The organism is Mucilaginibacter limnophilus (genome assembly GCF_004005815.1).
Classification (GTDB): Bacteria; Bacteroidota; Bacteroidia; order Sphingobacteriales; family Sphingobacteriaceae; genus Mucilaginibacter; species Mucilaginibacter limnophilus.
On the sequence record NZ_SACK01000016.1, the window covers coordinates 1 to 26,483 of the forward strand.

Sequence of the window (26,483 nt, forward strand, 5' to 3'; positions counted from 1 at the left end):
AACATAAGAACATCCTGCTGCTTTTGGTTACTACTTCTTTAACAAAATAACAAGTCTAAGGGAAAAAGTAACCAAAAAGAAACCTCGCGGCTGCGCACTGCCGGCCAATGTTACTGCCAAAGCAATGTCTCTGCCCATCCGGCATTACGATGCCGCATCCTTTTTTTAAGTATGCATTAAGCGATTGTATGGTTCTTTTTTTACTATTTGCCTTTTTTGTCATGCTGAGGAACGAAGCATCTGGCGACGAATAAATCCTTCGCTACGCTCAGGATGACACATAAAAGCAAGAAAAAATCACAAACATCAGCGGTTCAAACCAACAAAAAAGCCTTCTCAAATTGAGAAGGCTTTTCATATTTAAATTCGAAATTGAAAATCCGAAATCCGTAATTTACAATTACGCTCTTTGTTGCCTGCGGATGATGTTTAACGCACCGCCTGCTTTAAACCACTCTATTTGCTGTGCATTGTAAGTGTGGTTAACTGCGAAGCTGTCTTGCGTTCCCTCTGCGTGGTGCAGCACTACTGTAAGCTGTTTATCCGGCGCAAACTCGGTTAAGCCAAGGATATCGATCTTGTCGTCCTCCTGTACTTTTTCGTAATCTGCAGGGTCAGCAAACGTAATGGCCAGCATACCTTGTTTTTTCAGGTTTGTTTCGTGGATACGGGCAAATGATTTTACCAGTATAGCACGAACGCCCAGGTGACGAGGCTCCATAGCGGCGTGCTCACGTGATGAACCTTCGCCATAGTTTTCGTCGCCAACAACCACGGTACCAATGCCATGCGCTTTATAATCACGCTGGGTAGCAGGCACAGGGCCGTATTCGCCTGTAAGCTGATTTTTTACGCTATCGGCATTGCCGTTAAAGTAGTTGATAGCGCCTATCAGCATGTTGTTTGATATATTGTCAAGGTGACCACGGAATTTTAACCATGGACCAGCCATCGAAATATGGTCGGTAGTACATTTACCTTTTGCTTTGATAAGCAGGCGTAAACCTTTGATATCATCACCTTCCCATGGCGCAAACGGATCAAGCAGTTGTAAACGTGCCGATGTAGGGCTTACAATAACCTGTACGCCGCTGCCGTCTTCTGCCGGGGCCTGGTAACCGGCATCCTCAACAGCAAACCCTTTTATCGGTAATTCAATGCCTTGTGGCTCGTCAAGTTTAACCAGGTCGCCGTTCTCATTAACCAGACTATCGGTAAGCGGGTTAAAGGTCAAATCACCGGCAATAGCAAACGCGGTAACAATTTCAGGCGACGCTACGAAAGCGTGTGTATTCGGGTTACCGTCGTTACGTTTTGCAAAGTTACGGTTGAAGGAGGTAATGATTGAGTTGCGGCGGGTTGGGTCGTCGGTGTGACGTGCCCACTGGCCGATACAAGGACCGCAGGCGTTAGCCAATACAACACCACCCATTTGCGCGAAGGTATCAAGGTAACCGTCACGGTCAACAGTGTAACGTACCTGCTCACTACCCGGGGTAATGGTGAATTCAGCTTTAGCTTTTAGTTTTTTATTGATAGCCTGTTCAGCAACAGCCGCCGAACGGGTAATATCTTCGTATGATGAATTGGTACATGAACCAATCAAGCCAACTTCAAGCTCAGAAGGCCAGTTGTTTTCTTTAACAGCGGTAGCAAATTTTGATATCGGCCATGCCAAATCCGGAGTGAACGGACCGTTAATATGCGGCTCAAGTTCGCTCAGGTTTATTTCAATAACCTGGTCAAAATATTGCTCAGGATTGTTATAAACTTCTTCGTCGCCGGTTAAATGCTCAGCAATGGCGTTAGCAAGCTCGGCAATATCCTCGCGTTTTGTGCCTTGCAGGTAAGCGGCAGCCTTTTCGTCGTATCCGAAGATAGACGTTGTAGCGCCAATTTCGGCACCCATGTTACAAATGGTAGCTTTACCTGTTGCAGAAAGTGAACGTGCGCCTTCGCCAAAATATTCAACAATAGCGCCTGTACCACCTTTTACGGTAAGTATACCTGCTACTTTCAGGATAACGTCTTTTGCTGAAGTCCAGCCTGATAATTTACCTGTTAATTTTACGCCAATCAGTTTAGGGAATTTTAGCTCCCATGGTAAGCCGGCCATTACGTCGCAGGCATCGGCGCCACCAACACCAATGGCAATCATACCCAAACCACCCGCGTTAGGTGTATGTGAGTCGGTACCAATCATCATACCTCCAGGGAAGGCGTAGTTTTCAAGCACCACCTGGTGAATAATACCTGCGCCGGCTTTCCAGAAACCAATGCCATATTTATCAGAAACTGATGATAAAAAATCGTATACCTCTTTGTTCACATCGTTAGCCGTGTTCAAATCGGCTTCTGCACCAATTTTAGCTTGTATAAGGTGGTCACAGTGTACAGTTGACGGTACAGCCACCTTAGGGCGGCCTGCCTGCATAAATTGCAACAATGCCATTTGCGCCGTAGCATCCTGCATGGCTACACGGTCGGGAGCAAAGTCCACGTAATCGTGCCCGCGGGTGTAAGCTTGTTTAGCGTCACCTTCAGAAAGGTGGGCATATAATATTTTTTCGGTTAATGTAAGGGGTTTGCCGGTGGCGTTACGGGCAGCCTCAACACGGCTGGCGTAGCGGTCGTAAACCTTTTTGATCATATCAATATCAAAAGCCATTATAATTTGATCTTAAGGTGAGTAAATGGAGCGGCAAAAACCGTTCCTGCTTTTAGCGGCGAAGTTACAAAATATAACCATTATTTGGTGTCAGCACAGTGTACAAATACTATTTGGATGCATTCTAAATAATTTGATATTGAATTGGTTGGCAGGTATTAAAATTTGATTAGAGAAGTTAAACGTTGTTCTTGAAAATTACGGTCTTGATTTATATTTGACTCATGCAACCAGGTATTTGTATTCCATCAAAAGCAGAGTATCCGGAGATGATTGAAGTATGGGAGGCCTCGGTTCGGGCTACTCACCATTTTTTGGATGAAGTGTACATTCAGCATATAAAGTCGCTCCTGCCTGAAATTTTCGGCATGCTTGATCTGTATTATTTCAGGCATGATGGAGAAATTGCCGCCATAATGGGTTTAAGCGAGAATAAAATTGAAATGCTTTTTGTTGACCCGCAAGCCCGTGGCACCGGTATAGGCAAGCAACTTGTACTATATGCTATTCAGAATAAGAATGTACAAAAGGTGGATGTGAACGAACAGAATGAGCAGGCCGTTGGCTTTTACCGGCATATGGGCTTTCATGTAACCGGCCGTACCGAAACCGACTCGTTAGGCAAGCCCCACCCCATACTTGAAATGGAGTTGCAATAATCCGGAACTGAACATCTGTAATTCGAAATAAAATCTTCTAACTTTGGACAAAACATCTCGCTATGGCACTGTTTACATCGCGCAAGCAGCAAAAAGATATAAAAGTGACTTTCAGTAACGGACTGCTGCATGTTGAAACCGACGGCAAAACGCAGGCTTATCCGCTCGACTGGTACCCGCAGTTGCTGAACGCTACGGATGAAGAACGTGCCGACTGGACACTTACCAACAACGGCATACATTTTAATAAACTTAATATTGATTTTTCGCTTTAAATAAGGTATGCTGACGTTTGAAGAATTCATGAAAAAGAAAAAGATTGACCTTGCAGCCATGCGCCAGGGCGAACCATCTTTACTTTCTGAATTTGAAAAGCATTACAGTGAAATGGGCGAAAAAAGTTTCGATCACACCAAAAAATACTGGTTTAATAAACTGCGCAGGCAGTATCATCTGTCGCCCGAAGTTGTTGTTGAAAAAGTGCGTAATGAAAACAAACTGGCCGAGCAAACCATTGCCGATACGCTAACAACAGGTCCGGCGGACAATGCCCCTGCCGAGGAGCAACCGGCAACCTACCAGGAAAAACCAAAGATTGGTTTTACACCCAAGTTCAGGGCAGCTAACGTACCGAAGCCTGTTGAAGACGGACAGCAACCAAAAGCCGAAGAACCGGCCATTGATAAACCCGCAGAAGAAAAACCGGCAACTGCTTCGCCGAAATTGGGCTTTACACCAAAGTTCCGTACAGCGAACGTGCCGAAGCCTGTCGATGATACACAACAGCCAAAAGCAGAAGAGCCTACTACCGATAAACCGGCTGAAGAAAAACCGGCAGCAACTTCGCCGAAGTTAGGATTTACGCCAAAGTTCAGAGCATCAAATGTTCCTAAGCCAACTGAAGACACACAGCAACCACAAGTCGAACAACCTGCAACTGATAACCTATCAGAAGAAAAACCTGCAACTGCTTCGCCGAAGTTAGGGTTTACGCCAAAGTTTAGAGCATCAAACGCGCCGAAACCTGTTGACGACACACAGCAATCGCCGGCTGATGAAGAAGTAAAAAATATTTCATCTGAGGAAAAATCAGCACCGCCAAAATTGGGCTTTACACCTAAATTTCGTGCAGCAAATGCGCCGAAACCAGTTGAAGACACGCAGCAACCTACCGCTCAGCCAGAAGACCAGGCTAATACTTCAGAAGAAAATGACCCTGAAAAAACATCGAAACCAGCATATAAACCGCGTTTTAATATAAAAAACCTTCCGCCGAAGCCCCCTCAGGAATAATATTTTTTCGGCTTGCTATTTTAAATGAAAAAAATTTCATTTAATTTTCATCTTATAAAATATTTCTAAATAGTGTGCGTTATTGAGTTATAAATTAATTTCGAAAACATGCTTATGGATGAAACCTCTACAAAAAACTTATTTGCAGTCACTAATAAATCAATAGTGAAAGAGAAAAATTTGACCGAAAATTTAAGCGCCGACGACATGATATTTTTCAACTCGCTGCGCTTGGATATGGCTCTGTTAGAAAAGAAGCCTCAGCTGCAAACTATTCAGCGCATTCTCGATTATTCAAAAAATCTTCGTTAACGCACCGATGAAACGACACTAAAGTTGATGGCTCATAGTTCACAGGAATTGGTAAGGTTCGGCTCACTCACACGCCCTATGGTACCAATGCTAAACCGGTGAACTATGACCCATCAGCTATTCAACCGTCCTCTTGTTACCAAACCGTAACACACTTCGTTTAACAACGACATTCGCTACTTTTGTTATTATAATTATTTTCAATGCTTAAAAAAGAGCGCTATAAGCACTTTGTCGAATATTTTTCAAAAAACCAGCCCAACGCGGTTACCGAACTTCATTATAATTCGCCCTATCAGCTGTTGGTAGCGGTTATCCTTTCGGCACAATGTACCGATAAGCGCATTAACCAGATAACGCCTGCCCTGTTTGAACGATTTCCTGATCCTGAAAGCCTGGCGGCTTCATCTGCTGAGGAAATATTCCCGTACATCCGCAGTGTAAGTTATCCTAACAACAAAGCCAAGCATTTGGAAGGCATGGGCAAAATGCTGGTTGATGTATTCAAAGGCACTATTCCCGCCGATGTTAATCAGCTACAACGCCTGCCCGGCGTTGGGCGAAAAACGGCTAATGTTATCGCTTCGGTGATCTATGATCAGCCGGCCATAGCTGTTGATACGCATGTGTTCAGGGTATCAAACCGTATTGGCTTAACCACCAATGCCAGCACACCGCTTGCTGTTGAAAAAGAATTGATGAAATTTTTGCCTGACGAGGTATTGGGTGTAGCCCACCACTGGCTGATACTACACGGCCGCTACATTTGTGTAGCGCGTACCCCTAAGTGCGGCGTTTGCCCGCTTACCTGGTTTTGCCGGTATTATGAGCGCACCCATACCGAAACCGCCTTATTAAAAGCCGAAGCTGCAAAGGTTAAAAAGGCCAAAGAGGCCGCTAAAAACAAAAAGCTGAAAGTGATAAGTAAAGAACTGGCCAAACGCAGTGTGGATAAAGATATTTGATTGGTAGTTAACAGTTGGCTAAGTTTACATATTCCTATTTGTCATTTCGACGAAGAATGAGGAGAAATCTTTTATTACATGCAAGTAATGAGCATATTATATAAGATATCTCACTACGCTTCGATATGACATTAAAATAATTAAATATTTTACTAAAAAAATTAGTATTTATAAAATAAGTTTTTAACTTTGTTACAGATATTTATAAGATGAGTAACGCAGATAAATTGAAGGCACTACAGCTTACATTAGATAAGCTGGAAAAATCATACGGCAAAGGCACCATCATGAAACTGGGCGATACCGTAGTTGAGCCCACTGAAGTTATATCTACCGGTTCAATCGGTTTGGATATTGCATTGGGCGTTGGCGGTTTGCCAAAAGGAAGGATAATTGAAATATACGGCCCCGAATCGTCGGGTAAAACCACGCTGGCCATACACGCTATTGCCGAAGCGCAAAAGAAAGGTGGCATTGCCGCTTTTATTGACGCCGAGCACGCGTTTGATAAATTTTACGCCAAAAAGTTGGGCGTTGACGTAGAAAACCTGCTGATATCTCAGCCGGACAACGGTGAGCAGGCGCTTGAAATTGCCGACAACCTGATCCGCTCGGGCGCTATTGATATTCTGGTTATCGACTCGGTAGCGGCTTTAGTACCAAAAGCGGAGATTGAAGGCGAAATGGGCGACTCGAAAATGGGCTTACAGGCACGTTTAATGTCGCAAGCATTGCGTAAGCTAACCGGCACCATCAGCAAAACCGGATGCTGCTGTATCTTTATCAACCAGTTACGTGATAAAATCGGCGTAATGTTTGGTAACCCTGAAACCACTACAGGTGGTAACGCATTGAAATTTTACGCTTCGGTACGTTTAGATGTACGCCGTATATCACAAATTAAAGATACCGACGAAGTATCAGGTAACCGCGTTAAAATTAAGATTGTTAAGAACAAGGTTGCGCCGCCGTTCCGTATTGCCGAATTTGACATTATGTTTGGCGAAGGTATTTCAAAATCAGGTGAGATCATTGACCTGGGGGTTGATTACAACATCATTAAAAAAGCAGGATCATGGTTCAGCTATGGCGAAACACGTTTAGGCCAGGGCCGCGACGCGGTTAAGCAACTGATACTTGATAATCCTGAACTGATGGAAGAGCTGGAAGCCAAAATAAAAGAAACCGTTACCGGCGAAAGTTTGGAAGAAGCATAGTTTCTGAACCGGAATTATCAGAATATAGAAAAGCCTCTCTTGTTTGAGAGGCTTTTTTATTTGATATGTTTTATTTTAACACAAGACGTCATGCTGAACTTGTTTCAGCATCTCACATGCAAAGTAAATTGCCTTTCTTAAGGGATCCCGAATCAAGTTCGGGATGACTGGTGTAAAAGACAAACCCGAGCAGTATAAACTACCTTGTCATAAGTGTTTCCGAATCAAACATGTGTTTACTGTACATGTAAATAATAACACCTATAACCAGTATGGCAAGAATTATTAAACCGGTTTTGCCCTTGCGTTTATCTTGCTTCATTACCCAAATAAGAAACACGATAAGCGGGATAACAAATATTGCCCAGAAAACTAATGCAGGAAAACTCATGTTTTTAATATAAGTCCGAAAGCCGGAAGGTACCTCGCAAATTTAGTTTAAAATTTTTTCCCAACCATGCTAAAAATACAGCACATCAAAATAACAAATGCTCCTAAGAACAATACTTTCATATACTTTTTATCAATAGCAATTCCGGCCAGTCCTTCTATCCTACTATGATATCTATACACTTTTAAGCCGCGCACTAATGTTTGCGGTATAAATTCGCGATGATACTTAGTCCAAAAACGGTATCGAACGATGTGATAAAATCCACATATCAACAATGGAAATAAAGCAATACTTGTTGTCTTAAAAAAGCTAAAATAATTGATAACACTATCCAAAAAGCAGAAAAATAAACGCTTCTGAAGCGCAACCCAAATGGCATAGTTGCTATTATGTAAAATGATACCAAGGCAAAAGCTAGCTCACAGGAGGATTTTTGTTTTTGTGTTGGAAAAGTGATTATTAGGAATATTAACAACGCATAACAACATAAAAAAACTATATCCCAAACATCAAGCCTTCGAATTTCTAAACCTAATATGGTTAATTTTCGCATGCTTTATCAAAACGACATCCTTGCCAGTGGTGTAATATCCTGCCCTACAAACTCTCCTTTGAGATATTTGTAATAACCGGCAATGGCAATCATGGCAGCATTGTCGGTACAATACTCCATTTTCGGTATAAAGGTATTCCAGGCCAACTGTTCGCCGGTTTCTTTTAAAGCATTGCGTAAACCTGTATTGGCTGATACGCCGCCTGCCAGCGCTACATCTTTAATGTCATAATACTCGGCCGCTTTTTTCAGTTTATTAAGCAGGATTGTGGCTATCCTCTTTTCAACCGATGCACAAATATCGGCCATGTTTTCCTGTACGAAGTTTGGGTTGGCTGCTGTATTGTCGCGGATGAAATACAAGATGGATGTCTTTAGTCCGCTAAAACTGAAATCAAAACCCGGTATCTGCGGCTCAGGGAACTTATAAACATCAGGGTTACCGCTGCGGGCATGTTTATCTATAAGCGGTCCGCCGGGATATGGCAGCCCCAAAATCTTACTGGTTTTATCCATGGCCTCGCCGGCAGCATCGTCAAGCGTTTGTCCTACAACTTCCATATCAAAATAGTCTTTTACGAGTACAATTTGCGTATGCCCGCCGGAAACTGTAAGGCACATAAAGGGAAAAGATGGCTTGTTATCGCCAATAAAATGCGCCAGAACATGCGCCTGCATATGGTTCACCTCAATCAGCGGAATGTTTTTTGCAAGCGCGAATGCCTTGGCAAATGATACGCCCACCAGCAGTGAACCTAAAAGTCCGGGGCCACGTGTAAAAGCCACCGCATCAATATCATTTTTGCTTACTTTTGCGTTAGATAAAGCTTGTTGTACGGCCGGTACAATGTTTTGCTGATGCACGCGTGAAGCAAGTTCGGGTACAACCCCGCCATATGCTTCGTGAATGGTTTGGTTGGCAATAACATTGCTAAGCATACGGCCATCGGCGCAAACAGCCGCCGAAGTTTCGTCGCATGATGATTCTATGGCTAAAATAACAGGCATTAACGATACTTAATGAGCGATTTAGGAAAAAAATCTTCAATGTTTTAAAACTATATCCCGTACCTATTGTAAGGATATTGGCGTTGATCAACCCTTCACTAAATCAATATAATAAAAAGGCAAAGTTATTAAAAAAGTACTCAAAATAGCGTTAATTGTAGTGTTGGTGCTGTTGCTAATCGTAAGCATCGCCCTGCTGCTTTTTCAATATAAGCCGGTACAAACCTGGGCCGCAAAAAAAGCCACTTTGTATTTATCAAAAGAGCTAAATACCAGGATCGACATCAAAAGCCTTTATATAAAACCATTTTCATCAGTAGTACTTGAAGGATTTTATGTGTTAGATAAGCAGCAGGACACATTGTTAAGCACACCAAAACTTACCGTTGATCTGGATGGTTTCTCAATATTCAACAGCATAAAGAGGCGGTATATCGATTTTGAGTCGGTGCAACTGGATAACGGTTCTGTTTACCTGAAGAAACAAAAAGACAGCACTACTAACCTTCAGTTCATAATTGATTATTTCAGTTCAGGCGATACAACAGCCAAAAAGGGCAAGCCATGGACGCTTGATTTTGAAAAGATAAGCATTAACAACCTGCACTTCCGATACAAAAATCAACTTATAGATACGCTGGTAAAAGGTGTAAATTTTGAAGACCTTGACGTGCACAACTTCAGCGCTACCGTTTACAACATGGATTTGAAGAATCACCTGTTTAAGGCCGGTTTGCGCAATCTTACCTTAAAAGAAAAAAGCGGCTTTTACGTAAAAAATCTTACCGCAAACGCTACCATTGACACAAACCAGATACAGCTGCAGCAGCTTTACCTGCAAACGAAAAACTCGCTGCTGCGGGATTACTTTAAAATGAGCTTCAACTCGTTTGATGACTTCAGCGATTTTGAGCAAAAGGTTTACATGGACGGCGACTTGAAAAATGTGCACCTGTCATCAAAAGACGTGGCATATTTTACCTCAAGCCTTGCCAAAACACAGTTTGAGTTTGGTATTAACGGCCGGATTAAGGGTCGGGTGAACAACCTGAAGGCACGCAACCTTATGGTTACCACCGGTCAAAGCACTTACCTGAAAGGAAATTTCAGCCTGAAAGGTCTGCCCGACTGGGAAAACACATTTCTTGAACTCGACTTTGAGCAGGTAGCTACCAACAAAAAAGACCTTGATAACCTGGTTGCAAAGTTTACCGGCAGCAACAAAAAGATAATACCGGATATAGTATCCAAGTTTGGGAATGTCAATTTCAGCGGTAATTTCAGTGGCTTACAAAATGATTTTGTGGCTTATGGTGTATTCAAAACCAAAATGGGTCGTTTTGATACCGATATCAACCTGAAAATAAACAAAGCTGGCATGCCAAGCTATAGCGGTAAACTTACCACTAATCAGTTTGATTTAGGTACGCTGATTGATAACAAAACTATTGGGCGCACCAGTTTTACGGCACAGGTTAAAGGCAGCGGCGACGCACTTAAAAACCTGAATATAGCAGCAAAAGCAAACATAAAAAACATTGTATTCAAAGGTTATAACTATAGCAATGTGGTGGTTGACGGCACGGTACGAAGCAAAATTATCGACGGTCAGTTGATTATTAATGACCGCAACGTTAAGCTTGATCTGGACGCGTTGATTAACCTTAACCCTAAAATGCCCGTTTACAATGTTGCCGGTACAATAGAAAACGCCAACCTGAACAAACTAAAGCTGCTTAAGGATACCGTTATCATAAGCACTACGCTCAGTACCAATTTTTCGGGTAATAACCTGGATAACCTCAACGGCAATATTTTCCTGCGGTCGACCCGGGTAGTTGACCCGCGGAATAACTATTTGCTTGATTCGCTTTACCTGGCGGCAAGCGGTACCGGTACCGACCGTCTGCTTGATTTCCGTTCAGACGTGGCGGAGGGCAGCATCAAAGGGAAATACAATATATCTACCCTGCCATCGTATTTTAAATCGATAGTCAAGAAATATATACCTTCGCTAAAAACGGAGATCGTTCCGTTCAAGAACCAGAACTTTGAATTCAATTTCAGGTTAAGGAATGTTGACCCGTTGCTGGCCATTTTTATGCCCAATATGAAAATACCCGAAGGCGGCTCATTGCAGGGCGTGTTCAATTCGGCGCAGCAAACGGCAACCTTGTCGGGTTTTATAAAAACCATCAAGCTTAATAAGATGGTGTTTCATGATTTGATTATTGACGAAAGCACGTCTGACCAGTACCTCAACGCCAACATATCATTAAGCAAAGTTGACCTTACCGACAGCATTTATATTAAGGATATCAACATCACCAACTTTTTGAATCGTGACAGCCTTAACTTCAACGTTAAAATGTCGGATAAAAACGCTACCAACCAGCTCGATCTTTACGGTCTTGTTGAATTTGGAAGGGATACTACGGCCAAGTTGAAGCTACTGCCATCAGAAGTATTGCTTGAAAGCCAAAAATGGAAACTGGAGGAACAGGTGCGCATCAGGCTTCTTGATAAAAAAACGCAGATATCCGGGTTCGACCTGTCAAATGGCGATCAGGAGATCAGGATAGACGGCTTTATATCTGACAGTCCGGAAGATCAGTTGAAGGTTGTTTTCAACAAGTTTAGGATGAGTACGTTGAATACGCTTACCAAACCATCAGGAATATCACTCGGCGGGGCGCTTAGCGGTAATGTAGTGCTGACATCCTTACTAAAATCGCCGGGAATGGACGCCAACCTGAACATCGATACCTTGCAGATGAACGAGACCATGGTAGGCAATGTGAAGATAATATCAAATCTCGATAACGAACGCCAGAAGGTAATTGCCAGGTTAAACATCATGAACCGCGGCCTCGAAACCATGGATATTGAAGGCGCTTATTCACTGGTGAAAGATGACGAGAACGCACTCGACTTTGAGATCAACATGAACCAAACCGAGGCTATCATATTTACGCCGTTTATCAGCAATCTGGTATCAAATGTAAAAGGCACAATTTCCACTAATCTACGGTTAACCGGTTCGCTTAAAAACCCGCAGTTGAACGGTGATATTACACTGAACAACACCGGCATAACTGTTAATTATCTTAAAACACCATATACGTTGAACGATAAGTTGATAGTGGAAAACAGTGTTATTAAGATTGACGATCTTAAATTAAGGGACATAAAAAGCGGTACTGCAACAGCAAATGGCACGGTTGATTTAAACAACATATCTAATCCGACACTCGACATCAACATAGACGCGCAAAACTTAATGGCGCTGAATACCAGTTTTAAAGACAACCATATTTATTATGGAACTGCCTATGGAACCGGCAGTTTCAGCTTTACCGGTCCAATTGATAACATGAAGATTGATATCAGGGCTACAACACAGGAGGGGACGGTGTTCAATATCCCGCTTAACACCTCTTCAACAGCCAGCGATTATGACTTTATCAGGTTTGTAAGCCATAACGACACAGCGAAAGTTATTGAAAAACCAAAAAGCTTTAACGGCATAACGCTTAATTTCGACCTTACTGCCGACGAAAGTACCCTTGTACGCATTACTACCGATTACGGTCAGCTTGAAGGGCGTGGAGTAACGCGAAATCTGAAGCTTAACATTAACAGCCTTGGCGATTTTGAGATGTTTGGCGATTACCTGATATCATCAGGTAAGTTTGAGTTTACTGCGAAAAACTTTATCAGTAAAAACTTTACGGTTAACCAGGGCGGTACCATCCGCTGGACGGGAAATCCGGGAAATGCCGAGATCAACCTGAATGCTATTTATGAGGTACGCACCAGCGTTGAAAACTTATACAGCGCCGCGGGCTTTACCTCGCCGAGGGGCAAACAGCAGGTATTGGTACAGGCTCAGCTGATACTTACCAAATCACTGTTACAGCCCGAAATCAATTTCGACTTTAATTTCCCAAATGACCCATCAATTAAAGAGGATGTGAGCACTTACCTGGCTGATGTAAGCAACCGGAACCAGCAGGCGCTAAGCATTATTATACGCCGTAACTTTACTGCCGGTGGTGGCGGGGGCAACCTAAACCAGGAAGTTTTAAGCACAGCCGGCGACGCGGTGAGCGAGTTTGCTTTTAACAAACTGAACAACCTTATTTCGCAATCTAATGTAAAAGGCGTTGATTTGAGCATTCGCTCGTTTAACGAGGCCAGCGCTACTATCAGGCTGTTTAACGATCGTCTGCAGCTTAATGGAAGCTTATTTTCGAGCACTGGCAACAACAATCTGTTTTATAACAACTATAACAGTACGCTTTTCAACTCAAGCTTTAACAACCTTACTAAAGACTTCGAGGCGCTTTACCGTATCCGTAAGGATGGTAACCTTACCGCACGTTACTCATACAGGGTATTGAGTGGTACCGCGGTAAGCACTTTAAACCCGCTTGATGTGCAGTATGTAAACGGTATCGGCTTGGTTTACCAGCGTGATTTTGACAGTTTAGGGGAGTTTATCCGCAATATGTTCAGGCAAAGCCGTACAGACAGGGCGCCAGTTAATCCTTCGCCTGTACCAAATCCAACACCACCGCCCGGAAATACACCGGTACACTTTAAATTAGAAGACGAAAACGACGATTAGTGATCACGCATTATAGCATGATCCATTTTATCGCGTTTGGTACGCAGGTAATGCTCGTTATGCGGATTTGAAGCTATCTCGATAGGCACATTTTCCACCACTTCCAAACCATAGCCAATTAGTCCCGCGCGTTTTTTGGGATTATTGGTCATGAGGCGCATTTTGGTTACTCCAAGGCTGCGGATAATCTGCGCGCCTACGCCGTATTCACGGTGGTCCATTTTAAAGCCCAATTGAAGGTTAGCTTCTACAGTATCAAGTCCGGCTTCTTGCAGATGATATGCTTTCAGTTTATTGAGCAAGCCAATGCCACGGCCTTCCTGGTTCATGTAAACAATAAGCCCTTTCCCTTCCTTCTCTATCATTTCCATAGCCTTGTGCAACTGCGGCCCGCAGTCGCAACGGCATGACCCGAAGATATCACCTGTTACGCATGAGCTATGCACACGCACCAGCACATGTTCATCAGGCTCCCAGCTACCCTTTACCAGGGCAAGATGATGTTCACCTGTATCAACCTGCGTGTAAGCAATCATTTCAAAATCGCCCCATTGAGTTGGCAGCTTTACTGCTATTTCTTTATTTACAAGCGTTTCGGTACTTAGGCGATAAGCAATAAGGTCTTTAATGGAAACGATTTTCAGGTTAAACTCTTTCGCCATTTCCAGCAGATCAGGCAGGCGGGCCATTTCGCCATCTTCCTTCATGATCTCGCATATTACACCGGCTGGCTCAAATCCTGCCAATACAGCTAAATCAACCGCAGCTTCGGTATGGCCTGAACGGCGCAACACCCCGCCATCTTTTGCAATTAGTGGAAATATATGCCCCGGCCGGCCCAAATCGGCAGCCTTTATAGTTGGATCAATAAGCGCAAGCGTGGTTTTTGACCTGTCGGAAGCCGAGATGCCCGTAGTACATCCATGACCAAGCAAGTCAACTGATACGGTAAAATTAGTTTCGTGCGAAGTAGTGTTATTGGTAACCATCGGCTCAAGATCAAGCTCACGGGCGCGCTGCCTGGTAATAGGCGTGCACACAAGTCCGCGGCCATACTTGGTCATGAAATTTATGGTTTCGGGGGTGGCATTGCGGGCGGCGGTTAAAAAGTCGCCTTCGTTTTCCCTGTCCTCATCGTCAACTACAATAATGGTTCCCCCATTCTTTATCGCCTCAATAGCCTCTGGTATGGTGTTTAGCATCGTATCAATAAAAGGTTTCCTGCAAGCGCAGGTAAGGGCAAAGGTAAGGCATAAAGCCTTCAATCACGTCGGTGTTATGTAAAAACACTTATACAGCGGCTTTGCGGCGCAGTAATTTGTTAAAGAAGCGCTTATATGATTCCAGGTCGAACAAAGCCGAATCGGTAGCAGCTTTATAAGAAAGAAACATACCTATCGGCGTTAACACGAATATAGCTATCCACATACCCACAATTGGGTTCCAGGCGCCGTCTTTTACACCCTTTTCGCCAATGGTTGAAATAATGTGGTATAAAAGGAAGAAAATTACGGATACCACCACAGGCAGCCCTAACCCACCTTTACGGATAATAGCGCCAAGCGGAGCACCTATTAAAAATAACACCAGGCAGGCTACAGATAAGGTAAATTTCTTTTGATATTCAACTACCGAACGGCGGATGTTCTTCCCGGTCTCCTTAAAACCCTCATTACGCGATTTCATCATATCCTGGATAGAGCGTATCTCAGATTGTGCGGCCGACACCGCGCTTATCTGCTCGGTGGTTTTCATCCCGGCAAGGATATTTTTTTTATTGTATCTAATATAATTCTTTACTGAGTCGGATTTTTTAGGAATAGCATAAAACTTGATATAAGGCATTAGCGTTGAAAAGTTCCGGCTTTCTGAACTGTCAATAATCCGTTTGGTTGAATCCTGATAATTGCGCAACTGCTTAATGTTCATCATCACAAAAGCTGAGCGGAAATCTTCCTCATTTGTCCGTTTGAACTTAAATTCAGAAAGATCAAGCTTTACCTCGGTCTCTTTAAACCTAAATCGGATCAAACGCTGCCGCCTGTTATAACCATTATCACCGGCATCTTCAGCGTAACGAACTCCATTGCGAAGCTTTACAACCAAAAACTTATCACCGGGCGTACGGAACATGGTGCCTTCCTTAGCCAAGGTAACATCCATATTTCCGGTTTTAGGCGCTTTAGAATAAATCATGATATCCTTAAGCGTTTGCCCGTCATCACCTTTTTTTAATACCCTGATAGAATAGCCCGGGAAACTGCTACTAAAAACGCCTTCTTGCAACAGTTTAGCTGACTTTTGCTTACGGGCATCGTATAAAAGCGAATAATATTTCAGGTTGGCAACCGGCAGCATATAGTCAGAAAAAACAAAAGCACTAACAGCCAGAATTGCAACAACGATAAACATCGGGTACATAGCCCTGCGTAAGGAAATACCTGCGGATTTAATGGCTACCAGCTCATAGTTCTCACCCAGGCTACCATATGTCATGATAGACGACAATAATACCGAAAGCGGCAGCGCCATAGCAACGTTGGTAGCCGAGGCATACATCATCAATTCGGCAATAACATACCACTCAAAACCTTTCCCTATCAAATCGTCAATGTATTTGAACAGGAACAGCATCAGCAGCACGAACATCACGATTAAGAACGTAACGATGAACGGCCTGATAAAGGCTTTGAGCAATAACAAGTGTATTTTTTTCACCCGGCAAAAATAATCAAATAATTTACTGAACCGGTTATGCTAACCCGGTGTGAATTAACGCAAAAACATTCGCCTAAGTATAAGTTTGTAAAGCTTTAAAACGGCCTGAGCCACGGGCGGTGTACAAGCGGAGAAAACGGCCAGGGTATAGACGACAAAATAACAATAAGTGCAATAGTTAACCAGATGGCTTGCGTTTTAAACTTAGCGCGTGGTTCAGTTTTGCGCTTGGCTTTACTGCTGCCTGTTGATATTAACGCGACAGCTATTAGCATCATAGTGGCATGCTCCATGCCAAAGAACCTGATCTCGCGCAGGTGAACCGCTTCGCTGAAGTTACTGATAAAATAGTTGGTTACCGGACTGATGAAATACAGATAAACGCCTAAAACAAACTGAATATGTGCCGCAGTAGCCGCAATAATCCTTACCGAATTTTCAAATTTAGTATAAGGCCGTTTACCATACAGTCCGCGATACGAACGGTAAAGCGCGAACAGCAAACTGCCAAGTACCAGCCAGCGGACAAGTGAATGCAATGTTAATACTATACCATACATTACCGTTGCAGACGAGCAAGGCTTTAAAATATTTTATTTACGCTGATCTTTTTTAAGATTATAAAGCTTTAAGTAAGCGGCAGGCTGAAATAAAAGGTTGAGCCATTTCCTTCTTCGCTTTCTATCCAGCAAGTACCGTTGTGGCGATTAACAATAACTGATGAAATAAACAGCCCTAAACCCAGACCTTCAAAACGCATGGCGGTACTGTCAACCCGGTAGTAACGGTCAAACAACCTCTCAAGGTGTTCTTTGGCGATACCTATACCAAAATCCTGCACTGAAGTAATGATAGCATCACCGGTTACTTCGCAGTTAACTATTACCTTCCTGCCTTCGGGCGAGTATTTTACCGCGTTGGTTAAAAAGTTATGCATCACCTGCTCAAGCCGGTATTCGTCGCCAGTATAAGTGATATCAGGTGCGTTGTTCAGTATAATTTCAAAAGCCGGGGCTATATGCCTTATACTCTCAATGCTGTTCAGCAGCATCTGCCCGAAATTAAAAGCCTGCATGTTATACACCAGTTTACCCGCATTTATCTTGGTTACATCCAACAGATCATGTATCAGTTTCTCCAGCCGAAAAATATGATGCTCCGACTTTTGTATAAAACCGGTAAGCTTATCAGGGTCTGTTGTACGTTTCATCAACTGGTTAAAGGCCTTGATACTGGTAAGCGGTGTTTTAAGCTCGTGGCTGGCAATTGACAGGAATTCGTCTTTCTTTTGCTCGTTGCTTTTTTGTAACTCGATATCTGTATTGGCGCCAAGCCACAATGTTATACGACCATCCTCATAATAGGCCTGAGCCCGCGATAAGTGCCACCGGTATTCGCCATTCTTCATTTCCAGCCTGAATTCGGCCAGATATTCATCACCTGTTTTAAGTGAGTTCTCCCACTTTTTAAGACTCAACGGCAAATCATCCGGATGCACAAATCTTCTCCAACCAAAATCCACTATCTGCTCAGCATCATAACCAAGATTGTTACAAACTACGTTGTTTACATAATTCAACCTGCCATTAGGCTCGGCAGTCCACACCTGTTGAGGTATAGCATTTAAAATAAATTGCAATCGCTTCTCGCTGGCCTCTGTTTTTTTACGTGATATAACCTGTTCGGTCACATCAAAGCAAAAAACCGATATACCGTCAACCTTATAATTCTCATCATACCTGGCCTGATACACAAAGTTGAAAAAACGATCCTCAACGGGCCCGCCTTCATACACCGAAAGGGGCACATACAGTTCCCTTCCGTCAAATGTCTCACCTGTTTGATAAACACGCTGCAGAATATCCCAAATAGGCTGATTTTTCAGTTCAGGCAGTGCTTCGCCAATGGGCCGGCCTAATAATTTCCGACCAGGCAACAACTGCTGATACAAGGGATTTACAAGTTCAAAAACCATGTCATCCCCATGCAAAACCGCTATGCCCGCAGGGGCTTCCATTAAAAAGCGGCTTAAACGGTCACGCTCACTTTCTGTACGACGTTGCGCCGCCAGTACTTCGGCTGTCCGCTCATCTACTTTTTCTTCAAGTTCATTATTTAGCTTGTTTAAGCTTTCCTGCGCCTCACTAAGTTGCTCAATTGTTGAAAAAAGTTCTTCATTTGATGCTGCAAGTTCTTCGTTCAAAGCCTGCTCCCGTTCAAATGCTTCGCCTACTTCATGTGCGTAGGCATTATTTAAAATAGCACCGGCATGCATGCCTACCGCTTTAAGAAAATCAAGATAATGATCATCAAGCCTTTTTCGTGACGATACGCCTAATACCATAAAACCTCTGATACGGGCATCGTCCTTACTAATCGGTACAATTACGGCCTGGCACACAGGGTCGGGCCAAACGTTAATTACGGGTTCGGATAAAAAATCACCCAAATTTTCTATAACAACATGCAGCCCATCCAAAACAGGTGTAAAGGGCCATGCTGATGCTTCAATATTTTGAGCGGCGCCAAAACTGCCGGCTAATTCAATATCCTGCAGTTTAGCGTCTTTACCGGTATATAAAAATCCAAAGGGTATATCTGCCTGTCCGCTTTCTATAATACTGAATAGTCGGCTAACCGCCTCGTTTTCATGACGTGATTGGTGGCTGCTTTGTAAAAACTGTTGTATTATTTTATTGCGCCTGTCGTTTATTACACGGTAGCTGGTTTCAATAACCGCATTGAAAACTCCGCCTACACTTCCATCGGCAGCTACAATTGGCGAAAGGGTGTAATCAAAATAACACTCTTCGGTATAACCATAACGGTGCATCAGCAGCAAGCCGTCCGGCTGCCTTATTGATTCACCTGTATTCAGCACACTTTCAAACTGATCAATCAACCCTTCCCATATTTCGGGCCATACTACAGCACCGGGTTTACCTAAAGCCCAGGGATGTTTTTGCCCAGGAATAGTGCTCCAGGCGTCGTTATACAATAAGGTAAAATCCTTACCCCAGTAAATACCTATAGGGAAGCCTGAGTTTAAGCTGATACTAACAGCAGATTTAAGGCTATCGGGCCATGTTTCAGGTAAGCCAAGTGGAGTTTCTGCCCAGTTAAAGCTGCGCATCAATTCTCCCATGTGGCCGCCCCCATTTAGAAACCTCAGTTTTTCGTCTGTCACGAATATTTAATAAGTAGTGTGAAAATATTTCGCAAAATAGTTAAATTTTACTGTGAATAGATGCCAAGGTTAACATCGAAATTGGATAAATGTTGGAGGATTACTTTATCCGTGATTAAGTTCCGGAAGTTTAAAAGTAAAAGAGATATTAATTTAAGCAAAAAGCCCCAAGTATTAACTTGAGGCTTTTGCTTTGTTGGTAGCGGGGAGCAGGATCGAACTGCCGACCTTAGGGTTATGAATCCTACGCTCTAACCATCTGAGCTACCCCGCCGGATAAAATTTGCACCTTAATAAAAAGGTTTGCAAATATAGCAGAAATTAGTTTTCTTTAGAAAAATTGTTCACATTTACTGCGGCTGTACCTAAACAGCTGCTACACCCCTGATTATGTCAGAAAAAAAGAAATTTACTATTGAATATGAAATAAAATCGTCTCCAAGGATTTTATATGGTTTTTTAAGCGAACCTAATGGTTTGGCCCAATGGTTCGCTGACGATGTGAACTTCCGCGACCAGATATATACCTTCACATGGGATGATGAACAGCAAAAGGCTAAGCTGGTTAATGCCAAAGAAAACAAACTGGTAAGGTTTAAATGGCTTGATGATGAGCCTCAGTGTTATTTTGAAATGGAAGTTGTGCAGGATGAACTCACCAATGATGTAGCTTTAAGTATAACTGATTTTGCTACCGAAGATGCCATTCCGGAACGTAAATTGATTTGGGATAACCAAATACAATACCTTATTAGCGTGCTTGGCGCTTAAAAAGCTATTCCAAACTGGAACCCGATAGTATATGTTGCTGTGCGATTATTACCAAACCTTATAGGTAATGGTACCGCTGCAAAATAACTGCAGTCTTTCCCTTTGGCAATAACTTTATTGAGTACAGGCGTTACACCATACCGGCCTGATGTTTCAAATGCTGCTCGGCCGGCAAAAGTGAATCCATCACCTAGCGCTACCAGTACACCCGGATGAAAAAGGAAATTTGCCATTTTGCTGTTTCTGGCCTCGGCACGCACAGTTGGTACAAATTCCATTGAAAAACCAATGGTTTTGTTTTTCCAGATATTTATACCGGTTGGCATGCCTACTACATAATAATTGTTAAAGTTGGTTTCGGTACCGGTATTGCTAAACGTTACAATGGGATGTAAAATGCCAACGTAGCCTGTAACCTTCGGATAATTTTGCGCCGTAGAGATTAAAGGGCTAAAAGCAGACATTAAAATTAGTGTCAGGAGTGTATAGTTTATAGCAGCAAATTGTTTCATGCCGCAATGTTATTAAGTGTTAAACTTTGCAAATAGTATCGTTTTAACTATTTGTATCCTTTTTACTTTTAATGATTGTTTTTTTATAGGACGAGGGGGTTACGCCAGTTTGTTTTTTAAATGTCCTGTTGAAATGGCTCTGATCTGAAAAGCCTGTCAGATAAGCAATTTCTGTTAACGAGTAATTGGACAACTGCATTAATTGCATAGCTTTTTCTATACGCATTTTACGCATATAGTCACCAAATGTCAGGTTATCAAAATACTTTGAAAACTCGCGCGACAGGTACGCCGGGTTAATCTTTAACTCTTCTGATACCTCTTGTAAACTCATGCTCATGCTGGTATCTAACTGATCCTGTATCATCTCCTTAAGCGCAATGGCCCAGGCAGGCGCTTTTTTACCTTTTTCCTGCTTTATATACTGATGATAGGCTTGCAGTAATAATTGCTCAACCGGACCGCCTTGTGTATGTTTGGTTTTAAACAAATGCGTGGCCCAGCTATATAACCCGTCATAAATAATCATGCCTAATTTTAGCAGTTTCTGATCATCATTAATATTGTATGATAAGCCGGCAAATATGGCCTGAAGGCCTGCTGCCTGCGGTGCAAAATCATGCCTGTCGGTATCTGCGCCGCGTACTATTGCTGCTATACGCTTCAATGCCGGATCAGTCAGCTTATGTTTTTTTAAAAAATAGTCAAAGGTACATTCATCGTTATAATGGCTATACTCTACATCCGGTAGGTCGAAAGGTATAGCACCCAACAATTCAGCCTGCTGTAAAACATCTGCATAAGGCACGTAAATAATTTCGGCCTCGGGATCAATAAATCGAACAATAAGCCATGGGCATGCTATACGGTCTATCTTTGGTTTGTCGCGGGTAATCCACCTCATATTGCAAATCTAAACAACCTTTATTACGATATCTTCCTTCTGCAATTCTTCGTGTATCATCCGGGCAAATGCAACGGCATGTTCACCATCACCGTGCAAACATAATGTCTCTGCTTTTATAGGAATAATATTTTGATTTACCGACTTGACCTGCCCGTGCTTTATCATTAACAATACCTGAGCTGTCATTTCATTCTCAAGCGTTATCAGCGCATTAGTTTGCGATCGGGGTGTGAGCGTACCGTCATCCTGATAACTACGGTCGGCAAAAACTTCCGACGCGGTTTTTAATCTTATACTTTCTGCGGCTTTTATCATTTCGCTTCCGGCAAGCCCGTATAAAATTAGCGACGGATCAAAATCACGTACCGCCTCAGCTGTTGCCATGGCCAACCCGCTGCTTTTCGCAGCCATATTATATAACGCGCCATGTAGTTTTACATGATGAAGCCGAGCACCGGCGGCTTTTACAAAACCATACAGCGCGCCTATCTGGTATAGTGTCATCTGATAAGCATCAGCGGGAGATATCTGCATTTGCTTACGACCAAAATTCTGGAGGTCAGGAAGTCCGGGGTGCGCACCTATTGCAACGCCCTTTTTTACTGCCATGGCTACTGTTTGTTGCATAGTTTTGGCACTACCGGCATGGAAACCGCAGGCAATATTAGCCGATGTGATATAATTCATCAGCAAGCTGTCGTTCTCAAAACCTTCACCCAAGTCGCAGTTCAAATCGATACTTTGCATAGCTCAATATAAATATTTATGCTTTATGGCTAATGCCGCTTTGTACAGGTGTTCTTCCTGATGCATGTAAAGCTTCTCCGCTTCGATCCAAGTGATCTGACTAAAATATATTTTATCACCCGGAACCAGTTGACCGCATATAGCCAAATCAACAGAAGCTAATTGTGCGATGCGAGGATAGCCACCGGTGGTTTGACAATCGGCCATTAAAATAACAGCCGTACCCGAATTTGTAACCTGTATAGTCCCGGGTGTTACGGCGGTTGATAGCATTTCCGTATTATTCAGTCGGTTAAGCACCATACCGATTAAATTTATTCCCATCCGGTTACTGTCAACCGAAACGGTATATGCTTCGGTAAAGAACCCCGATAAAGATTCTCCATTAAATCTGTTGCTTTCTCTACCCGGAACTACACGTATATCTTTCGATCTTTTCCGGTAATCGTTTAAAGATGAAACTTGCCAGGATGGATATTTTACACTGCTGCTTTGTAAAGCTGCAAATATTTTATCTGTTATAACAGACCTCTCGTTTAATGACTCAAGCGTATCACCTCCCTGTAGGCTACGTCCTTCGCGTCCGCCAAATGCTGCTGGCAAATAAGTACTGCGGCTGCCCAAAACAACCGGCACATCCCATCCGCCGGCTATGGCCAGGTAAACGCGGCAACCCGTCCCGCTTGGTTTTTGTTCAATATAATTTCCTTCAGGAATAAACACCGGTTTGTTTTTTGGCAGGGTTTCGCCGTTAACCGTTAAAACAGATCCTTCGCCAGCATAGGATATCATCAGGTTTGTCTCAGCAAAAAAAACCGCGCCGCTATAAGTAAGCTCAACCACGGCACAGTTACTATCATTTCCCAATGTGATGTTAGCAATACGTGCCGATACAGTATCCATAGCACCGGAAACAGGTACGGCATCAGCAAGATGTTGCCTTCGGCCCATATCCTGAATCGTACTTAATACACCCGGCTTGATTATCCTGATGCACATACTATTGGCGGCTGTATTGTTCAAATTCTTGTTTAATGACACTTTTGAATTTTATCCTGTCACCTGCCTTTAAATAGGATGACTGCGCTCTGTTTATATCAAACATTTCTATCGGTGTACAACCGATTATTTGCCAGCCACCCGGGGTTTTAAACGGATAAATACCTGTTTGCTCACCCGCTATGCCTACAGCGCCGGCCGGTACAGCAGTATTAACTTTAGCTTTTCGGGGCACATTCAACCGCTTATCCATGCCTCCCAAATAAGCAAAACCCGGTATAAAACCTATCATGTGCACCATATAAATCTTTGATGTATGTATCTTGATAACTTCATCCACAGGTATTCCTGTAATTTGCGACACTGTATCTATATCGGTACCAAACTCAGCATTATAACAAACAGGTATTTCAATTGCCGGCTTATTGTAACTGATATTTACATTTGTAAGAGTACCATATAACTCTGTAAGATAATTGTTGACTTTTTCAAAGCATTTAACCTTCTGCGGTACCCACCTACTAACCTGTAAATAATCAAAATGCACAGTTAGCGTACAGTACGCCGGAACAGATGCTACAAATCCGGGGAAAGGATGTTGCTGTAGCTTGTGATTAAATGCTGTAATAGTTTGAAGCCTATCCTCGCTTATCACCTTACCAAATTCAATGGTAACGGCGTTTTCATTAAGCTGATATATATTAAAACTATCCATGTTGCAGTGTATAGCTAATGTAAGGGTAGGCTTTCAATATTACATGTATAAGGCAACTCATTAAACACTATTTAAAATTAGTCTAAATACTGATTTTTTATTATTTTGCGCCTGCTTATGGCTGCAAAGAAGAAAAATTTCAAGTACTGGTTAGGTCAGTTGCACCTTTGGCTGGGTTTGACGTCAGGCTTGCTGGTGTTATTTTTAGGAATAACCGGTTGCATACTTGCTTTTGAGCAGGAGATTCGCAACGTAACCGAACCATATAAATTCACCGCGGTACAAAAAAATAAGTCATTGCTGCCTCCAACAGTTTTGAAAGCGGCCGCAGAAAAAGCTTTGCCCGGCAAACATCCACATAGCGTAAGCTATGAGCCTGGTAAATCGGCAACAGTTGTTTATTACAGTGCCGAACCGGAGTTTTACTATATAGTTTATGTTAATCCTTATACCGCCGAAGTATTGAAGGTTAAGGATATGAATAAAGACTTTTTCAGGATAGTGGTTGACGGGCATTTTTATTTGTGGCTTCCGCCCACTATCGGTCAGCCTATTGTAGCTACCGGAACCTTAATATTTGTGGTATTGCTTATTACAGGTATTGTTTTATGGTGGCCAAAAAACCGTGCTGCACGCAAACAGCGCTTTACGCTAAAACTGAACGCCCGTTGGCGCAGAGTAAATTATGATCTGCATAATGTGCTTGGTTTTTACATGACCTGGGTTATTATTTTTATCGCAATTACCGGCTTGGTTTGGGGCTTTCAATGGTTTGCAAAATCAGTTTATTGGGTTACGTCAGGCGGTAAACAGGCTACAGAATATTATGAAACCTTCTCGGATACTACAGTAATCGGCAAAATAGCACAACCTAAAGCGGCTGTCGACCTTTTATGGGAAAGAACCCGTACAGAGCGTCCTGGTTTTGCCGGGAGCATTGATGTGCATTTTCCCGAGAACTCTAAAGCAGTTATTGAGATAGCAGCTAACCCCGATACCTATACATACTGGCAAACCGATTATCGTTATTACGATCAGTACACATTAAAAGAAATTGATATTAAACATACATACGGACGATTTGAAAAAGCAGGCATTGCTGATAAGATAGCCCGTATGAACTATGATATACACGTAGGCGCTATTGCAGGCCTTACAGGTAAAGTAATGGCTTTTTGTGGAAGTTTGATTTGCGCCAGCATGCCTGTCACCGGCTTTATCATCTGGTGGGGGCGTCGCAAGAAACAATCAGCTAAGCCGATCAGAAAAAAGCGTCATCAAATTCTGCAAACTGCTATTAACTAAAGCACTCAAATCATTTTTGGATGTTTGTTGTTGTTAGGATAAATTATAACAATGGCAGCATTACCTATCGATTCTTTCCTGGAAATATTTGACGAGTTATATATAGGCTCCTACGGCAAGAGCTTTACCTGGGTTATTGACCGTGATCCGGGTCAAGGGTTTATTGATGTAATCAAAGCTATCTCTGCTGAAGATGCCTCTCGGCCGCTAAACCAAAGTGGTTCTACCATTGCTGCACATACCGAGCATTTACGATGGAGCTTAAACTATGCCTTAACCTTTTTTGAAGGCAAGCAGGAAAGACGCGACTGGAACGAGAGCTGGAAGGTAAAAGCGGTTACAACTGAAGAATGGAAAAACCTGCAATCTACATTACTGAATGAATACATAGCTGTACGAACCGCGGTATTAGAGGCTACTAATTTGGACAATCCGCAATTTTTAACAGGTGTAATGGCTCTACTGCCACATGCAGCCTATCATTTAGGAGCGATAAAACAAATGGTGCTAATGCTGAAAGAGTAGTTTCTGTTCAGTCACAACCACAGTCTCCACCATCACCCCCACAATCACCGTTTGAACTATCGCAGTCATTGAACCCATCACTATCTACATAGGATACATTGCCTTCAGTATCACCTGTGGTTCGCTCTTTACTGTTAGCCGTAATTACCATTATAATAAGCATGATTACAATTAAAAGATGATGAGCATTTATTTAATAAGATTTAAGTTAATAACACTGCAATATAACAATCAATTTCCTCCCCCATTCATAAACGCAAAAAAGCCCTCATTGATTACTCAAGAGGGCTTTGTAAAAGTTGGCACCGACCTACTCTCCCACGTTTTACCGCAGTACCATCGGCTCTGGCGGGCTTAACTTCTCTGTTCGGAATGGGAAGAGGTGGACACCGCCGATA

At 42.8% G+C, this 26,483-nt stretch carries 22 protein-coding genes, 1 tRNA gene and 1 rRNA gene; 10 read left to right on the forward strand and 14 right to left on the reverse strand.

Going from position 1 to position 26,483, the window contains the following annotated elements; translation table 11 throughout:
• Positions 1 to 400: 400 nt before the first annotated feature.
• Positions 401 to 2,668 (reverse strand): aconitate hydratase, encoded by a 2,268-nt coding sequence (locus tag EOD41_RS20125; protein ID WP_127708513.1) that lies wholly within the window; start codon positions 2,666 to 2,668, stop codon positions 401 to 403.
• A 224-nt stretch (positions 2,669 to 2,892) separates the two neighbouring features.
• Here EOD41_RS20125 and EOD41_RS20130 point away from each other — a divergent pair, with 224 nt between their 5' ends.
• The 6 genes from EOD41_RS20130 to recA all read left to right on the forward strand — a co-directional run bounded on the left by EOD41_RS20130 (position 2,893) and on the right by recA (position 7,114).
• Positions 2,893 to 3,327 (forward strand): GNAT family N-acetyltransferase, encoded by a 435-nt coding sequence (locus tag EOD41_RS20130; RefSeq protein ID WP_127708516.1) that lies wholly within the window; start codon positions 2,893 to 2,895, stop codon positions 3,325 to 3,327.
• A 62-nt stretch (positions 3,328 to 3,389) separates the two neighbouring features.
• Entirely contained in the window at positions 3,390 to 3,602 is a 213-nt protein-coding gene (locus tag EOD41_RS20135; protein ID WP_127708519.1) for a DUF2442 domain-containing protein, read from the forward strand.
• Positions 3,603 to 3,630: 28 nt separating this feature from the next.
• Positions 3,631 to 4,620: a hypothetical protein gene (locus EOD41_RS20140; protein WP_127708522.1), complete on the forward strand. Its 990-nt coding sequence runs from the start codon at positions 3,631 to 3,633 to the stop codon at positions 4,618 to 4,620.
• Positions 4,621 to 4,785: 165 nt separating this feature from the next.
• Positions 4,786 to 4,932, forward strand: a complete 147-nt coding sequence (locus tag EOD41_RS20850) for a hypothetical protein (RefSeq protein ID WP_164850010.1) — start codon at positions 4,786 to 4,788, stop codon at positions 4,930 to 4,932.
• A 203-nt stretch (positions 4,933 to 5,135) separates the two neighbouring features.
• Positions 5,136 to 5,897, forward strand: a complete 762-nt coding sequence (gene nth / locus EOD41_RS20145; RefSeq protein WP_127708525.1) for an endonuclease III — start codon at positions 5,136 to 5,138, stop codon at positions 5,895 to 5,897.
• 209 nt (positions 5,898 to 6,106) lie between these two features.
• Positions 6,107 to 7,114: a recombinase RecA gene (recA, locus tag EOD41_RS20150; protein WP_127708527.1), complete on the forward strand. Its 1,008-nt coding sequence runs from the start codon at positions 6,107 to 6,109 to the stop codon at positions 7,112 to 7,114.
• Positions 7,115 to 7,313: 199 nt separating this feature from the next.
• On the opposite strand, the gene EOD41_RS20155 is transcribed toward recA, so the two are convergent.
• Positions 7,314 to 7,505: a hypothetical protein gene (locus EOD41_RS20155; RefSeq protein ID WP_127708530.1), complete on the reverse strand. Its 192-nt coding sequence runs from the start codon at positions 7,503 to 7,505 to the stop codon at positions 7,314 to 7,316.
• Between the two features lie 562 nt (positions 7,506 to 8,067).
• Positions 8,068 to 9,069, reverse strand: a complete 1,002-nt coding sequence (tsaD, locus tag EOD41_RS20160; RefSeq protein WP_127708533.1) for a tRNA (adenosine(37)-N6)-threonylcarbamoyltransferase complex transferase subunit TsaD — start codon at positions 9,067 to 9,069, stop codon at positions 8,068 to 8,070.
• A gap of 166 nt (positions 9,070 to 9,235) precedes the next feature.
• Here tsaD and EOD41_RS20165 point away from each other — a divergent pair, with 166 nt between their 5' ends.
• Complete coding sequence (locus tag EOD41_RS20165; protein WP_127708536.1) at positions 9,236 to 13,699, forward strand: translocation/assembly module TamB domain-containing protein; 4,464 nt, start codon at positions 9,236 to 9,238, stop codon at positions 13,697 to 13,699.
• Here EOD41_RS20165 and EOD41_RS20170 read toward each other — a convergent pair.
• The 5 genes from EOD41_RS20170 to EOD41_RS20190 all read right to left on the reverse strand — a co-directional run bounded on the left by EOD41_RS20170 (position 13,696) and on the right by EOD41_RS20190 (position 19,878).
• Positions 13,696 to 14,901, reverse strand: a complete 1,206-nt coding sequence (locus EOD41_RS20170; protein ID WP_205780616.1) for a bifunctional 3,4-dihydroxy-2-butanone-4-phosphate synthase/GTP cyclohydrolase II — start codon at positions 14,899 to 14,901, stop codon at positions 13,696 to 13,698. The genes EOD41_RS20165 and EOD41_RS20170 overlap by 4 nt on opposite strands.
• 88 nt (positions 14,902 to 14,989) lie before the next feature.
• The gene (locus tag EOD41_RS20175; RefSeq protein WP_127708539.1) at positions 14,990 to 16,417 is read right to left on the reverse strand and encodes an LptF/LptG family permease; all 1,428 of its coding nucleotides are present in this window, start codon (positions 16,415 to 16,417) and stop codon (positions 14,990 to 14,992) included.
• 95 nt (positions 16,418 to 16,512) lie between these two features.
• Positions 16,513 to 16,977, reverse strand: coding sequence for a hypothetical protein (locus EOD41_RS20180; RefSeq protein ID WP_127708543.1), 465 nt, complete (start codon positions 16,975 to 16,977; stop codon positions 16,513 to 16,515).
• Positions 16,978 to 17,045: 68 nt separating this feature from the next.
• Complete coding sequence (locus EOD41_RS20185) at positions 17,046 to 19,604, reverse strand: ATP-binding protein (protein ID WP_127708547.1); 2,559 nt, start codon at positions 19,602 to 19,604, stop codon at positions 17,046 to 17,048.
• Between the two features lie 197 nt (positions 19,605 to 19,801).
• A tRNA-Met gene (locus EOD41_RS20190) sits at positions 19,802 to 19,878 on the reverse strand.
• A 116-nt stretch (positions 19,879 to 19,994) separates the two neighbouring features.
• Here EOD41_RS20190 and EOD41_RS20195 point away from each other — a divergent pair.
• Positions 19,995 to 20,375 (forward strand): START-like domain-containing protein, encoded by a 381-nt coding sequence (locus EOD41_RS20195; RefSeq protein WP_127708550.1) that lies wholly within the window; start codon positions 19,995 to 19,997, stop codon positions 20,373 to 20,375.
• On the opposite strand, the gene EOD41_RS20200 is transcribed toward EOD41_RS20195, so the two are convergent.
• From EOD41_RS20200 to pxpB, 5 genes are read right to left on the reverse strand one after another with little or no spacing between them, the layout of a single operon-like run.
• Complete coding sequence (locus EOD41_RS20200; RefSeq protein WP_127708553.1) at positions 20,372 to 20,887, reverse strand: hypothetical protein; 516 nt, start codon at positions 20,885 to 20,887, stop codon at positions 20,372 to 20,374. The genes EOD41_RS20195 and EOD41_RS20200 overlap by 4 nt on opposite strands.
• Before the next feature lie 43 nt (positions 20,888 to 20,930).
• A complete protein-coding gene (locus tag EOD41_RS20205) occupies positions 20,931 to 21,791 on the reverse strand; it encodes a chromate resistance protein ChrB domain-containing protein (RefSeq protein ID WP_127708556.1) in 861 nt (286 codons plus the stop codon).
• Positions 21,792 to 21,800: 9 nt separating this feature from the next.
• Entirely contained in the window at positions 21,801 to 22,541 is a 741-nt protein-coding gene (locus EOD41_RS20210) for a LamB/YcsF family protein (RefSeq protein ID WP_127708559.1), read from the reverse strand.
• A 3-nt stretch (positions 22,542 to 22,544) separates the two neighbouring features.
• A complete protein-coding gene (locus tag EOD41_RS20215) occupies positions 22,545 to 23,540 on the reverse strand; it encodes a 5-oxoprolinase subunit C family protein (protein WP_127708562.1) in 996 nt (331 codons plus the stop codon).
• 1 nt (position 23,541) lies between these two features.
• Positions 23,542 to 24,255, reverse strand: a complete 714-nt coding sequence (gene pxpB, locus EOD41_RS20220; protein WP_127708565.1) for a 5-oxoprolinase subunit PxpB — start codon at positions 24,253 to 24,255, stop codon at positions 23,542 to 23,544.
• 117 nt (positions 24,256 to 24,372) lie between these two features.
• On the opposite strand from pxpB, the gene EOD41_RS20225 reads away from it, so the two are divergent.
• Positions 24,373 to 25,560 carry a PepSY-associated TM helix domain-containing protein gene (locus EOD41_RS20225; RefSeq protein ID WP_127708568.1) on the forward strand — a complete coding sequence of 396 codons (1,188 nt, stop codon included), beginning with the start codon at positions 24,373 to 24,375 and terminating at the stop codon, positions 25,558 to 25,560.
• Positions 25,561 to 25,611: 51 nt separating this feature from the next.
• The gene (locus EOD41_RS20230; protein WP_127708571.1) at positions 25,612 to 26,085 is read left to right on the forward strand and encodes a hypothetical protein; all 474 of its coding nucleotides are present in this window, start codon (positions 25,612 to 25,614) and stop codon (positions 26,083 to 26,085) included.
• Between the two features lie 297 nt (positions 26,086 to 26,382).
• Here the strand turns inward: EOD41_RS20230 and rrf are convergent.
• Positions 26,383 to 26,483, reverse strand: a 5S ribosomal RNA gene (rrf, locus tag EOD41_RS20235); the annotation flags it as partial.